The 13635-nt window shown below is 60.2% G+C and carries 10 protein-coding genes and 1 pseudogene; all 11 read left to right on the forward strand.

The window, feature by feature from the left end; genetic code table 11:
• Nucleotides 1-38: 38 nt before the first annotated feature.
• The 11 genes and pseudogenes from EAH78_RS23345 to fis all read left to right on the forward strand — a co-directional run bounded on the left by EAH78_RS23345 (nucleotide 39) and on the right by fis (nucleotide 13627).
• On the forward strand, nucleotides 39-1709 hold the full coding sequence (locus EAH78_RS23345; RefSeq protein ID WP_140669627.1) for a response regulator: 1671 nt from the start codon (nucleotides 39-41) through the stop codon (nucleotides 1707-1709).
• 1492 nt (nucleotides 1710-3201) lie between these two features.
• A pseudogene (locus EAH78_RS33445) lies at nucleotides 3202-3708 on the forward strand (methyl-accepting chemotaxis protein); the annotation flags it as partial.
• Between the two features lie 181 nt (nucleotides 3709-3889).
• Nucleotides 3890-5635 carry a protein-disulfide reductase DsbD gene (locus tag EAH78_RS23355; RefSeq protein WP_140669629.1) on the forward strand — a complete coding sequence of 582 codons (1746 nt, stop codon included), beginning with the start codon at nucleotides 3890-3892 and terminating at the stop codon, nucleotides 5633-5635.
• A gap of 131 nt (nucleotides 5636-5766) precedes the next feature.
• Nucleotides 5767-6222, forward strand: a complete 456-nt coding sequence (aroQ, locus tag EAH78_RS23360; RefSeq protein WP_007947649.1) for a type II 3-dehydroquinate dehydratase — start codon at nucleotides 5767-5769, stop codon at nucleotides 6220-6222.
• A 24-nt stretch (nucleotides 6223-6246) separates the two neighbouring features.
• On the forward strand, nucleotides 6247-6705 hold the full coding sequence (gene accB, locus EAH78_RS23365) for an acetyl-CoA carboxylase biotin carboxyl carrier protein (protein WP_140669630.1): 459 nt from the start codon (nucleotides 6247-6249) through the stop codon (nucleotides 6703-6705).
• Between the two features lie 17 nt (nucleotides 6706-6722).
• Nucleotides 6723-8081 carry an acetyl-CoA carboxylase biotin carboxylase subunit gene (accC, locus tag EAH78_RS23370; protein WP_140669631.1) on the forward strand — a complete coding sequence of 453 codons (1359 nt, stop codon included), beginning with the start codon at nucleotides 6723-6725 and terminating at the stop codon, nucleotides 8079-8081.
• A 200-nt stretch (nucleotides 8082-8281) separates the two neighbouring features.
• On the forward strand, nucleotides 8282-9664 hold the full coding sequence (locus EAH78_RS23375) for a Fic family protein (protein WP_140669632.1): 1383 nt from the start codon (nucleotides 8282-8284) through the stop codon (nucleotides 9662-9664).
• 326 nt (nucleotides 9665-9990) lie between these two features.
• Complete coding sequence (gene prmA / locus EAH78_RS23380) at nucleotides 9991-10869, forward strand: 50S ribosomal protein L11 methyltransferase (RefSeq protein WP_140669633.1); 879 nt, start codon at nucleotides 9991-9993, stop codon at nucleotides 10867-10869.
• A gap of 30 nt (nucleotides 10870-10899) precedes the next feature.
• Entirely contained in the window at nucleotides 10900-12114 is a 1215-nt protein-coding gene (locus tag EAH78_RS23385; protein WP_140669634.1) for a DUF3426 domain-containing protein, read from the forward strand.
• A 185-nt stretch (nucleotides 12115-12299) separates the two neighbouring features.
• Nucleotides 12300-13310 (forward strand): tRNA dihydrouridine synthase DusB, encoded by a 1011-nt coding sequence (gene dusB / locus EAH78_RS23390; RefSeq protein WP_140669635.1) that lies wholly within the window; start codon nucleotides 12300-12302, stop codon nucleotides 13308-13310.
• On the forward strand, nucleotides 13307-13627 hold the full coding sequence (fis, locus tag EAH78_RS23395; RefSeq protein ID WP_007907419.1) for a DNA-binding transcriptional regulator Fis: 321 nt from the start codon (nucleotides 13307-13309) through the stop codon (nucleotides 13625-13627). Before dusB ends, fis begins: the two co-directional genes overlap by 4 nt.
• The last annotated feature ends 8 nt before the right edge of the window (nucleotides 13628-13635 follow it).

Consider the following 13635-nt stretch of genomic DNA (forward strand, 5'->3'; position numbering starts at 1 on the left):
AGTCGATCTCAGCATTTACCCTAACTAGTAGTCAGGATATGACCGAGCCAGAAGACCCCAGCCGTGAGCGCCTCAAGCACCACTTTGCCCAGCGGGTAATTCATCAGGCACGTCAAATTCTTGAGATCTGGCAGCGCCTGCAACGCAGTGAGTGGTCCACCACCGACTTATCAGAACTGAGCGAGGCCAACCTGCGCCTGCTGCGGTTTGCCGAGCGCTTCGAACAACCGGAACATACACAACTGGCGCGTCACATCGGCCAGTCGCTGGAGGCTGTCGACGCCAATCGCGGACGCCTGAGCAGCGGGCTGATCACTGACCTCAATCGCTTGATGCAGCGCCTGTCGCGCACCGGCCTGCGGCATGGCGATCAGTACGAACAAACCTTCCTGCCACCGTTGCGCAAGCCGATCTACGTGATGCTGCAGGATCACGACCGCGCCGAACGCCTGGCCAAGCAACTGGAATTTTTCGGGCTCAGCGCCCAATCCCTGGACAGCGTTGCCGCCTTCCGTTCCGCGATGGTCGAGCGCTTGCCAGCGGCGATCGTCATGGATGTGGACTTCAGTGGCGCCGGTATCGGCCTGAAACTGGCCGCCGAAGCCCAGGAAGGTCTCGATCATCGCCTGCCGCTGTTGTTCTTCAGCCTGCACGAAACCGACACTCCGACCCGCCTCGCCGCTGTGCGCGCCGGCGGCCAGGAGTTTCTCACCGGCACCCTGGAGGCTTCGAGCCTGCTGGAGAAAATTGAAGTCCTGACCTGCGTCGCCCAGTACGAGCCGTATAAAGTGCTGATCATCGACGACTCCCGCGCCCAGGCCCTGCACACCGAACGCCTGCTCAATAGCGCCGGGATCGTCACGCGCACGTTGATCGATCCGATCCAGGCCATGGCCGAACTCTCGGACTTTCAACCTGACCTGATCATCCTCGACATGTACATGCCGACCTGCACCGGTACGGAGCTGGCCAAGGTGATCCGTCACAACGACCGTTACGTCAGCGTCCCGATCATTTACCTGTCGGCCGAAGACGATCTGGACAAGCAACTCGACGCCATGAGCGAAGGCGGCGACGACTTCCTGACCAAACCGATTAAACCGCGCCACCTGATCACCACCGTGCGCAACCGCGCGGCACGGGCACGCAATCTGAAAGCCCGGATGGTCCGCGACAGCCTGACCGGTTTGTACAACCACACGCACATTTTGCAACTGCTTGAAGACTGCAGCTTCCGCTCCCGCCGCGAGAACAAGCCGTTGAGCTTCGCGATGCTCGACATCGACCACTTCAAACGGGTCAATGACAGCCACGGCCACCCCATGGGTGACCGGGTGATTAAAAGCCTGGCGCTGTTCTTAAAGCAACGCTTGCGCAAGACCGACTTCATCGGCCGCTATGGCGGTGAAGAGTTCGCGATCGTGATGCCGGACACCGACCTCGCATCGGCTTACGCCGTGCTGGATGAAATTCGTCAGCGCTTTGCCGAGATTCACTACCCTGCCCAACCTCAAGACCTGTGGTGCACGTTCAGTGCCGGCGTGGTGGAATTGTGCGAGCACTCCGACAGCCTGATGATGGCCAGTCAGGCAGACGAGGCGCTGTACCGCGCCAAGGACGCCGGACGCAATCGTGTTCAAGCCGCGCGAACGTCACAGCAAAGTGCCACTTTTTCATCGGAATCCACCGATTCGGTCATAACCCTGTAACACAAACGCAATAAATTCAGGCGCTTACCATTCTGCCGTTGGTAGATCCGCCATGCGCCTGAAGTTGCTGACCAATCTCAATACCCTCCTTTTAGTCGCCGTGTGCGTGGCCCTTGGCGCCACGCTGTGGTGGTCGCAAAAAGCTCTGGAGCGCCCGTATCTGTTGATGGAGCGTTACCTGGGGCTGTCCCAGCAATTTCAGAATGAAGTCGCGCGCAATATCGAGGACTACCTCGCCAGCGGTGATGCCCTGCGCCTGAGCAGCGCCAGCCAGGCCATCGATGTCTTGCAAAAGGAGCTGGGCGAGTTGCCACCGGCACTGGCCGAGACCTTGCGCCCGAGCCTGTCGACCCTGGAGGAATTCAGCAAAACCGATCTGTTGGCCGCCGGCAAACTCGCGGGTGATCCGCAGGCGCTGCTTCTGCAAGCCGAGCGCGAACTTGGCGCCAGCCTCGACCAGCTCAGCCAGTACGCCAGCGCTAACGCGGCCTACCTGACACCGCTGCTCGCCGCTTCTCAGCATCTGGGCAAACTGTCGCTGGCCCGAGACAAACTGGTGAGCAGCGGCCGCAGCGAACTGGCCGCTGACGTCGAGCGTGAAGTGACCAACATCCGTACTCAGGCAGAGTTGTTGAGCGGCTTGCCACTGCTCGGCGTAACCGCCAAGACCGAATCCAGCACCGATGATTTCGCCTCGATGATGGGGCTGGAGAACACCGAGAAAGCCGCTGCGGAAGACGCTGGTGTCGGCCTCAAGCGTGAACTCAACAGCCTGCTCACGCGCTACCCGGCCGAGTTGTCGCGCACCCGCGATCAGATCCAAAAACGCACCGATCTTAGCGCCGCCACTCACCTGAAAATCGCTGCCGTGCAGCAAGCGATTGCCGGGCTCGAACCGGTGGTCCGCGCCCAGCACGGGCAGATCCAGGGCGAAGTGCGGTTGATGCAAGGCGTGATGATCGGGCTGATCCTGCTGATCGCCCTGCTCATCGACACCCTGCAACGACGCCTGGCGCGAACCCTGACTAACCTCGCGCCAGCCCTGTCCACTTGGGCCGAGGGCGACTTCAGCCGCGACATCGAGCTGGGTAACACCAATCGCGAACTGCATGACATCCAGGCGTCGCTCAATCGCTTGCGCGCCTATCTGGTGGATCTGGTCGGGACCATTCGTCTCAACGCCGAGCAAGTCGCCGGCAGCAGCCGCACCCTGGCCGATTTGAGTAATGACCTGCACAGCGGCGCCGAACATCAGGCGGGCGACACGGCGCTGATCCGCGATTCCCTCGGCGAACTGGAGGCGACCATTCAACAAGTCGCCGGCGATGCCAGCCAGGCCGCCGAAGCCAGTCGCCATGCCGGCCTGGCCGTTGAGCATGGGCAGAAAGTCATCGGCCTGAGCCTGACCGGCCTGCATGCGCTAGTGGGTGAAGTGCAGGGCAACGCGCAGATGATCGAGCACCTGGCTGAAGAGTCGGCGACCATCGGCGGTGTGCTGACGGTGATCCGTTCGATTGCCGACCAGACCAACCTGCTGGCCCTGAACGCCGCCATCGAAGCAGCCCGCGCCGGGGAAATGGGTCGCGGGTTTGCGGTCGTGGCGGAAGAGGTTCGTTCATTGGCGCAGCGCACGGCCGGTGCGACGGCAGAGATTCAGACCCTGATCGCCGGTCTGCAAGCCGCCGCGCGACAATCGGTGGAAGGCATGCGTGCTCAGGTCGAACACGCCGAAGCTACCGCCAATCAGGCGCAAGCCGCGGATGGCGCGCTGGATAAAATTGTCGGGGCAATTCAGACCATTTCCGACACCGCCGTGCGCATCGCCGATGTCACTGCCCAACAGAGTGGCGCGGTCAGCGAGATTCGCGACCACAGTGAGCGCATTCACCAATTGGGTGGGGATAACCTGTTGCGCATTGGTGAAGGGCGTGAACAGGGGGAGAACCTGTTGGTGCTGGGTGGGCGGCTGCGTACGGCCGTTCAGGCCTTCCGCGTCTGACAAATTGCCTTCGCGAGCAAGCCCGCTCCCACATTTGACCGCATTCTCATTGATGAACTCGGTTGAATGTGGGAGCGGGCTTGCTCGCGAAGACGCCGGTACAATCACCGCATAGCTCCCTACCCAGCACACCCCGCCGCCGTCCGCTATCATGCCCCCAATTCCGATACGCGAGATTGTCATGCGCCGTTTGCTCTGCCTGCTGCTTCTAGTGCTCGCCCTGCCGGCCACCGCCGCCGGGTTGCTGGACACTCGGCCCAGCTCCACCCTGGGTTCGATCAACAACAGCGCCGACTTCCTGCCGGTGCGCGAAGCCTTTCAACTGAGCCTGGTAGACAGCACGCCGCAATCGATCAAGCTGCGTTTCGTCGCCACCGAAGGCTATTACCTCTATCGCCATCGTTTCCAGTTTCGGGCTGACCCGGCAGAGGTAACACTGGGCACCGCCCAACTGCCCAAAGGCGAGCAGAAACACGACGAGTACTTCGGCGATGTCGAGGTGTACCACGGGATCATCGAGGTGGAGCTGCCGCGCACCGATCAGCGCGCCTTCACGCTGGCCGTGACTTATCAGGGCTGCGCCGACAAAGGCCTGTGTTATCCGCCGGAAACCGAACGCCTGAGCATTGAAGGCATCGGCGCTCCGGCTCCGGCGCAAAACTGGGGATGGCGCGAGCTCGCGCTGTTCTTCCTCGCCGGCTTAGGCCTGACCTTCACTCCTTGCGTATTGCCGATGCTGCCCATCCTGTCCGGCGTGGTGTTGCGCGGCCAGGTCGGTGGTCTGCGCGGCTTCAACCTGTCCCTGGCCTACGTGTTGCCCATGGCCGCCTGCTTCGCCCTGCTCGGCGCACTGATGGGCATGTTCGGCGCACAGCTCAATCTTCAGGCGCGCCTGCAATCGGCGTGGGTGCTGGTGCCGTTCGCGACGTTTTTTGCGGTGTTTGCCCTGGCCATGTTCGGCGTATTCGAACTCAAGCTGCCGCACGCCATCAGCAGTCGGCTGGATCGCATTGCCGGGCGCACGGAAGGCGGTTCGTTGTGGGGCGCCGCAGTGTTGGGCGTGGTGTCCAGCCTGTTGGTTTCACCCTGCGTTTCGGCGCCCCTGGCCGGTGCGCTGCTGTATATCAGCGCCAGTGGCGATGCATTGGGCGGCGGTTTGAAGCTGTTCATGCTCGGCCTCGGTATGGGCGCGCCGCTGTTGCTGGTCGCCACCGGTGGCGCGGCCTGGCTGCCGAAAAGCGGGCCATGGCTGGTCTATGTGAAAAACGCGATTGGCGTGTTGTTGCTGGGGCTGGCGATCGGCCTGCTCAGTCGCGTACTGCCGGGCCAGATCACCTTGCTGTTGATCGGGTTGCTGGCTGGCGGTGTCGGCTTGTTCATGGGCGCACTGGAGTTCGTCTACAAGCCCCCTCGAAAACGCCTCGGCCAATTGCTGGGGATGTTCCTGCTGTTTTACGCACTGGCGTGCTGGTTCGGGGCGTTTAGCGGTCAGACCGATCCGCTCAACCCCATCGGCCAATCGCGCGCGATTGCGAGTAACGCCCCCGCGCAAAACACCGGCGCCTGGCAAACCATCAACACGCCCTCAGAGCTGGATCGCGTGCTCGCCGAGGCTCAATCCTCTGGCACCCCACTGCTGCTCGACTGGTACGCCGACTGGTGCATCAGCTGCAAAGTCATCGAACACGAAGTGCTCAACGACGCCAACGTCATGGAACGCCTGCAAGGCTATCGATTGGTTCGTTTCGATATCACCGCCAGCAATGCCGAACAACGCGCCCTGCTCGACCGTTACAAACTGTTCGGCCCTCCGGCCTTGATGTTTTTCGGCAAGGACGGCGTTGAACGTGCCGATGTGCGAGTCATCGGCGAAATCAACGCCAAGGACTTCGCCGAACGTGTTGCGAAGGCAAATGACCGGATTTAATCAGCCGGTCACATATTTCGCGCAAACATCGGCTATCGTGCTGGCTATTGCATAGAACTGGACAGTCACAAAGGCTTTGCGGCATAGTCGCCGGGTTCTGACACTTGCACACAGATAACAAGGAACAGCAGATGGCGACCCTATTGGTGCTGCACGGCCCCAACCTGAACTTGCTCGGCACCCGTGAACCGGGCACCTACGGCGCTACGACACTGGCGCAGATCAACCAGGACCTGGAACGCCGCGCCCGTGAAGCCGGCCATCATCTGCTACACCTGCAAAGCAACGCCGAGTACGAATTGATCGACCGCATCCACGCCGCTCGTGGCGAGGGCGTGGACTTCATTCTGATCAATCCAGCAGCTTTTACACACACAAGCGTCGCATTACGTGACGCGCTGCTGGCGGTGAGCATCCCATTCATCGAAGTGCATTTGTCTAACGTGCACAAACGCGAACCTTTCCGCCATCACTCTTACTTCTCCGACGTAGCGGTGGGAGTGATCTGCGGCCTTGGCGCCAGCGGTTACCGACTGGCCCTGGAGGCTGCACTAGAGCAGCTTGAACAACAAGCTATACGCCCCTGACCGACCCTTGGGAGTTGATGATTCATGGATATCCGTAAAGTTAAGAAACTGATCGAACTGCTGGAAGAGTCCGGCATCGACGAGCTCGAGATCAAGGAAGGCGAAGAGTCCGTTCGCATCAGCCGTCACAGCAAGACTCCAGCTCAGCAGTATTACGCGCCGGCTCCGATGCACGCTCCGGCACCAGCACCTGTTGCTGCTGCTCCGGTTGCCGCCGCACCGGCTGCTCCAGCCGCACCTGTCCTGAACGGCACCGTTGCCCGTTCGCCGATGGTCGGTACGTTCTATCGCAAATCTTCGCCGTCCTCGCCTTCGTTCGTTGAAGTCGGCCAGACCGTTAAGAAAGGCGACACCCTGTGCATCGTCGAAGCCATGAAGATGATGAACCACATCGAAGCTGAAACCAGCGGTGTGATCGAATCCATCCTCGTCGAAGACGGCCAGCCGGTTGAGTACGACCAACCGCTGTTCACCATCGTTTGAACCGCGGAGAAACTTTGATGACTGCGAAGTTGGAAAAAGTTCTGATCGCCAACCGCGGTGAGATTGCCCTGCGGATCCTGCGTGCCTGCAAAGAGATGGGCATCAAGACTGTCGCCGTTTACTCCAAGGCTGACAAAGAGCTGATGCACTTGGGCCTGGCAGACGAATCCGTCTGCATCGGTCCGGCCTCGGCCGCGCACTCTTACCTGCACATCCCGGCAATCATCGCAGCAGCTGAAGTGACCGGCGCTACCGCCATTCACCCAGGCTACGGTTTCCTCGCGGAAAACGCTGATTTCGCTGAACAGGTCGAGAACTCCGGCTTCGCCTTCATTGGCCCGAAAGCCGACACCATTCGCCTGATGGGCGACAAGGTATCGGCCAAGCACGCCATGATCGCTGCAGGCGTTCCAACCGTTCCGGGGTCCGACGGCCCGCTGCCTGAAGACGAAGAAACCGCTCTGCGCATCGGTCGCGAAGTCGGTTACCCGGTGATCATCAAGGCCGCTGGCGGCGGTGGTGGTCGCGGCATGCGCGTTGTGCACAAAGAAGAAGACCTGATCTCCTTCGCCAAACTGACCCGCACTGAAGCTGGCGCGGCGTTCGGCAACCCAATGGTCTATCTGGAAAAATTCCTGACCAACCCACGTCACGTGGAAGTCCAGGTGCTTTCCGACGGCCAGGGCCACGCCATCCATCTGGGCGACCGCGACTGCTCGCTGCAACGTCGTCACCAGAAAGTTCTCGAAGAAGCGCCGGCACCGGGCATCGACGAGAAAGCACGTGCTGAAGTCCTCGCTCGCTGCGTCAAGGCGTGCATCGACATCAACTACCGCGGCGCGGGTACTTTCGAGTTCCTGTACGAGAACGGCGCGTTCTATTTCATCGAAATGAACACCCGCGTTCAGGTTGAGCACCCGGTTTCGGAAATGGTCACCGGCATCGACATCGTCAAGGAGATGCTCAGCATCGCCGCTGGCAACAAGTTGTCGTACACCCAGGACGACGTGGTCATCCGCGGTCACGCCCTGGAATGCCGTATCAACGCCGAAGACCCGAAAACCTTCATGCCGAGCCCGGGCACGGTCAAGCATTTCCACGCCCCAGGCGGCAACGGCGTTCGCGTCGATTCGCACCTGTACAGTGGTTATGCCGTTCCGCCGAACTACGATTCGTTGATCGGCAAGCTGATCACCTACGGCGCAACCCGTGACGAAGCTCTGGCGCGTATGCGCAATGCGCTGGACGAAATCGTTGTCGACGGGATCAAGACCAACATCCCGCTGCACCGCGACCTGGTCCGTGATGAAGGCTTCTGCAAAGGGGGCGTGAACATTCACTACCTCGAGCACAAGCTGGCAGGCGAGAAGCACTAAGCTTCGACCCGATCAACAAAGCCGCCTTCGGGCGGCTTTGTTGTTTCTGAGCACAGCGATTCTGGCGGGATATCGCGTATAACGAGGCCACACTTCTCACAAGACAGCTGCCCCCTGAAGAAGGCATCATCCCCCCTCTACCCAACGCCTCCATCAGCTTCTGCGGACGCGTAATCCTTTATGTTTTGCAGAGCTCATCCATGCCTGAAAAACTGCCAATCAACCTCAACGACCTCCTGCGCCAGCGGACTGTCGAGGGCGAGCGAATAGAATACAAAACGGGTTGGAATCCGGACCCGATCATCCGCACGCTTTGCGCCTTCGCCAACGACTTTGAAAACCTGGGCGGTGGTTACGTGGTAATTGGGCAGGACTGCGATACCAATGGACTGCCGATATTTCCGCCCACCGGCCTTGCCATTCAGGAGCTCGACAAAATCCAGCTCGAACTCCTTGCGGCTTGCCAAACGATTCAGCCCGCCTACTTTCCAGTGTTAAGCGGGGAAGAAGTCGAAGGACGAAAGTTAATCGTACTGTGGGCACCCGGCGGGCAAAATCGTCCCTACAAAGCCCCAGCCGCCGTGACGGCCAAACACAGAAGTCTGCACTATTACATTCGTCGCTACAGCAGCACAGTCGAAGCCAAGGGCGAGACCGAACAGGAAGCGCTGGGGCGGCAAATGAACGTCGTGGGTGGTCCAATTGAGTCGCCCTGGCCCAAGAATGCAGGATTGATGTTCTTCAGCTCCGCCCCCGAGCATTTCTTCCCCGGCACACAAATAGACGTTCTATGGTTTCCCGACGGCGCTGGGGGTGATCGCCTTGACGAAAAAATCTTCAAAGGCCCACTGGCAACCATCACTAAAGAATCGCTGACCTACATCCAGCGCAACTACTTGCGTGAAACAGTGATCAAACATGGCGACCGTGCCGAAGCTACACGCATTTGGAACTTTCCGTTCGCTGCAATTGAAGAAGCGCTCGTCAACGCCGTGTATCATCGCTCCTATGAAGAACGCGAACCGATCGAAGTTCGCATTAGCCACGACGAATTGGTGATTTTGAGCTTCCCGGGCCCGGACCGCTCGATTCGAATGGAAGACCTGCGCATAGGGCGCGCCGTTAGCCGCCGCTACCGAAACCGGCGAATCGGGGAGTTTTTGAAAGAACTGAATCTGACGGAAGGTCGCTCGACAGGCATCCCCAAAATCCTCAAGGTCATGGCGCTCAATGGTTCGCCATTGCCACTCTTTGAAACCGACGACGAGCGGATTTCCTACGTCGTACGGCTTCCCGCTCATCCTGTTTCGCTGACGCAAGAGGCAACGACCATGGAAGTCACCATGGAAGTCGCTGCACTGCTGAAGGTCGTTGATGGCGATATGAGCAGACGAGAGCTTCAAAACGCCATGAACCTGAAAAACGCCGACCATTTCCGCAAGGCTTACGTACTGCCAGCGATTACTTCCGGAGTGCTTGAGATGACGCTACCCGAGCAACCGAACAGTCGCCTGCAACGCTATCGACTGACGAACAAAGGCCTGCAATGGCTCAAAACCAATAGTGCAAGAAATCGCCAGTAAGCTGTGTACCAGATCAACAAAGCCGCCTTCGGGCGGCTTTGTTGTTTCTGGACATTGCTGAACACAGCCCCCTGTGGCGAGGGGGCTTGCTCCCGCTCGGTTGCGCAGCAACCGCAAGACCATTCAACAGAGCTGTATCAGACAGATCCGGTTCGGGCATTTGGGGACCGCTGCGCGCTCCGGCGGGAGCAAGCTCCCTCGCCACAAGTCATTCGTTCACTTGTGATCCCTGTCTACCCGGTCGTCTTCTGCCGCGCGCTCGCGTAAACTTGCGCGCTTCTCGCAGCCCGCTAGGCTGCAATCAATATTTTTCAAAGGTGCCCGCCATGCCTTGGCTGCAAGTCCGTCTCGCCATCAGCCCAGAACAAGCCGAAACCTACGAAGACGCTTTCCTTGAAGTGGGCGCCGTGTCGGTGACCTTCATGGACGCCGAAGATCAGCCGATCTTCGAGCCAGAACTCAACACCACGCCGCTGTGGTCGCACACGCACCTGCTGGCCCTGTTCGAGGACGGCACCGAAGCCCCCAGCGTATTGGCCCACCTTGAGCTGCTGACCGGTAGCCCGCTGCCCGAGCATCACAGCGAAGTGATCGAAGACCAGGATTGGGAACGCAGCTGGATGGACGGTTTCCAGCCGATGCGTTTCGGTCAGCGCCTGTGGATCGTCCCGAGCTGGCATGCCGCGCCCGAGCCTGACGCCGTGAATCTGCTGCTGGATCCGGGCCTGGCGTTCGGCACCGGCACCCACCCGACCACCGCGCTGTGCCTGGAATGGCTCGACGGTCAGGACCTGAAAGACTGCAACGTGCTGGACTTTGGCTGCGGCTCTGGGATTCTGGCGATTGCCGCCCTGCTGCTGGGTGCCAAGGAAGCCGTCGGCACCGACATCGACGTGCAGGCGCTGGAAGCGTCACGTGACAACGCCGGGCGCAATAACATCGACGAAGCGCTGTTCCCGCTGTACCTGCCTGAAGACCTGCCGCAGGTGAAGGCCGACGTTCTGGTCGCCAACATCCTCGCCGGCCCACTGGTTTCCCTGGCACCGCAACTGTCCAGCCTGGTCAAGCCGGGTGGCCGCCTGGCACTGTCCGGGATCCTCGCCGAACAAGGCGAAGACGTTGCCGCCGCCTACGCTCAAGACTTCGATCTGGACCCGATTGCCAATCGCGATGGCTGGGTGCGCATCACCGGCCGTCGGCGCTAGAATGAACGCCTGCATAAACCGGATCGCCGCATGACCGACAGCTTCGTCACCCAGTGCCCGCATTGCCAAACCAGCTTCCGCGTCAGCCATGCTCAGTTGAGCGTGGCACGCGGAGTGGTTCGCTGCGGCTCGTGCTTGCAGGTGTTCAACGCCGCCAAACAATTGCTGGAACAACGGTCCGGTAAAGAAGCCGTGGCGCCGGTGGCCCCGACCATTGCCGAGCCACCGGCGCAGCGCGCCATCAGCCAAAAGCAATGGTCGGCGTCCGAACTGGACCTGGACAGCCTCGACCTGGACGAAGAACTCGCCCGGCTCGAACAACGAGAAATCCAGCCAACCACAGAGTTTGGCCGACGCAGCGAAGACGGCCTCAGCGCTCGTCGCGACTCCATCGAACACGAAGAACCTTGGTCCGACAGCCTCTTCAGCGAGTCGGCGGCCGACCGCGCCCAAGCGGCCAAGCTTGGCGTGCCGGACACTGAAGTCGAGCCGAGCAAACACTCGCGCACCGAACCATCGTTCTCGCTGGAACCGGTTGATCTGGACGACGAGCCGCAGGCGCCACACCTGCGCCTGAATGATCCGCTCGACATGCCCCTGCACCATGATCGTCTGTCGGCAACCGATGCACCTGACGACGACCTGCCCCCGGTTGTCCCCTTGCGCAAGCGACACGAACGCAGCGAGTCGACCGAACGTGCCGACGCCTTGCAAGACCTGACCGACGATCCGCTGCAACTGGATTGGCAGAAACGCCGCTCGCCGTGGGGCCGACGGTTGTTCTGGATATTACTGGTATTGCTCGGCGCCTCAGCCCTTGCCGGCCAATACATCGCCTACCACTTCGACGAACTGGCCCGCCAGGACCAGTACCGCCCCTGGTTCCAGCAACTGTGCCCGCAACTCGGCTGCACGGTTCCGTCCAAGGTCGACATTGCGAAAATCAAAAGCAGCAACCTGGTGGTCCGCAGCCATCCTGAGTTTAGTGGCGCATTGGTGGTCGATGCGATCATCTATAACCGCGCCCCGTTCTCGCAGCCCTTCCCGCTGCTGGAACTGCGTTTTGCCGACCTCAATGGCCACCTGATCGCCAGCCGTCGCTTTAAACCCGGCGAGTACCTCAACGGCGACCTCGAAGGCATGGCGGAAATGCCACCGCAAACGCCGATCCACATCGCGCTGGATATTCTCGACCCGGGCGCCAAAGCGGTGAACTACAGCCTGAGCTTCCACTCCCCCGAGTGAAACGGTTCACCGTTACAGGCTTGGCGGCAGATTTCTGACTGGGACCGTCCGTACCAAACTGCTGGCAATAACAGAATAACTGTTCAGATTTTGTTCAATTCAGCCTTTATCCAGTCATCGAGAGCGGGTATCATGCCAACCCTTTTTCGAACTCTAATGATCCGGCCCCACAACAGGGAAGTCCTATGTCGGCGGTACGCATCGGTCCATACACATTGCAAAACGGCTTGATTCTCGCCCCGATGGCGGGAGTCACCGACCAACCCTTTCGTCAGTTGTGCAAGCGATTGGGCGCGGGACTTGTAGTCTCGGAAATGGTCACCAGCGACATGAGTTTGTGGAACACCCGCAAGTCGCGGATGCGCATGATCCACGAAGGTGATCCCGAGCCACGCTCGGTACAGATCGCCGGTGGTGATGCGCAGATGCTGGCGGACGCGGCCCGGGCCAACGTCGAACTGGGTGCGCAGATTATTGACATCAACATGGGCTGCCCGGCGAAGAAGGTCTGCAACAAGGCCGCCGGTTCGGCGCTGTTGAAGGATGAAACACTGGTGACCGAGATCCTGCAGGCCGTCGTGGCTGCAGTTGATGTGCCGGTGACCCTGAAGATCCGTACCGGCTGGGACCGGGACAACAAGAATGGTTTGACGGTGGCGAAGATCGCCGAGCAGGCGGGCATTACGGCGTTGGCGGTCCATGGCCGCACCCGTGCCGACCTGTACACCGGTGAAGCCGAGTACGACACCATTGCCGCGATCAAGCAGGCAGTGTCGATACCGGTCTTCGCCAACGGCGATATCGATTCGCCAGAGAAAGCCCGGTACGTGCTCGACGCGACCGGTGCCGATGGCTTGTTGGTAGGCCGGGCTGCCCAGGGGCGGCCATGGATTTTTCGCGAGATCGACCATTTCCTGCGTACCGGCGAGAAGCTCCCGGCGCTTGAATTGATCGAGGTGGAACGCATTCTGCTAGAGCATCTGGCTGCCCTGCACGTCTTCTATGGCGATGTCATGGGTGTCCGTATCGCTCGAAAGCATGTGGGCTGGTATCTCGCAACCTTGCCGGGCGCCAGGGAGTTTCGCGCCCACTTCAATCGTTTGGAAGATACGGAAGCACAATGCGCCAACGTTCAGGGCTTCTTCGCCGAACGTTACAAGAGCCTGACAGGGGACGGAGAAGGGGTGGCCGCATGACGATGATGACCGAGACTTTAGTGAGTGGAACAACACCCGTGAGCGACAATGTGAATTTGAAACAGCACCTCAATACGCCCAGCGAAGAAGGTCAGACCCTTCGCGGGAGTGTCGAGAAGGCGCTGCACAATTATTTCGCCCACCTTGAGGGCGCTGCCGTCACGGATGTGTACAACCTGGTGCTCTCCGAAGTCGAGGCTCCCCTGCTCGAGTGCGTGATGAACTACGTCAAGGGCAACCAGACGAAGGCCAGCGAGTTGCTCGGGCTCAACCGGGGCACGCTGCGCAAGAAACTCAAGCAATACGATTTGCTGTAAGCATTCAA

Origin of the sequence: Pseudomonas arsenicoxydans (assembly GCF_006438915.1) — a bacterium.
GTDB lineage: Bacteria > Pseudomonadota > Gammaproteobacteria > Pseudomonadales > Pseudomonadaceae > Aquipseudomonas > Aquipseudomonas arsenicoxydans_A.

What these genes read in the sequence shown, in the direction of transcription:
- EAH78_RS23345 (WP_140669627.1), top strand. Translation starts at nt 39, where the DNA reads ATGACCGAGCCAGAAGACCCCAGCCGTGAGCGCCTCAAGCACCACTTT.
- EAH78_RS23355 (WP_140669629.1), top strand. Translation starts at nt 3,890, where the DNA reads ATGCGCCGTTTGCTCTGCCTGCTGCTTCTAGTGCTCGCCCTGCCGGCC.
- dusB (WP_140669635.1), top strand. Translation starts at nt 12,300, where the DNA reads ATGTCGGCGGTACGCATCGGTCCATACACATTGCAAAACGGCTTGATT.
- fis (WP_007907419.1), top strand. Translation starts at nt 13,307, where the DNA reads ATGACGATGATGACCGAGACTTTAGTGAGTGGAACAACACCCGTGAGC.
- prmA (WP_140669633.1), top strand. Translation starts at nt 9,991, where the DNA reads ATGCCTTGGCTGCAAGTCCGTCTCGCCATCAGCCCAGAACAAGCCGAA.
- EAH78_RS23385 (WP_140669634.1), top strand. Translation starts at nt 10,900, where the DNA reads ATGACCGACAGCTTCGTCACCCAGTGCCCGCATTGCCAAACCAGCTTC.
- aroQ (WP_007947649.1), top strand. Translation starts at nt 5,767, where the DNA reads ATGGCGACCCTATTGGTGCTGCACGGCCCCAACCTGAACTTGCTCGGC.
- accB (WP_140669630.1), top strand. Translation starts at nt 6,247, where the DNA reads ATGGATATCCGTAAAGTTAAGAAACTGATCGAACTGCTGGAAGAGTCC.
- EAH78_RS23375 (WP_140669632.1), top strand. Translation starts at nt 8,282, where the DNA reads ATGCCTGAAAAACTGCCAATCAACCTCAACGACCTCCTGCGCCAGCGG.
- accC (WP_140669631.1), top strand. Translation starts at nt 6,723, where the DNA reads ATGACTGCGAAGTTGGAAAAAGTTCTGATCGCCAACCGCGGTGAGATT.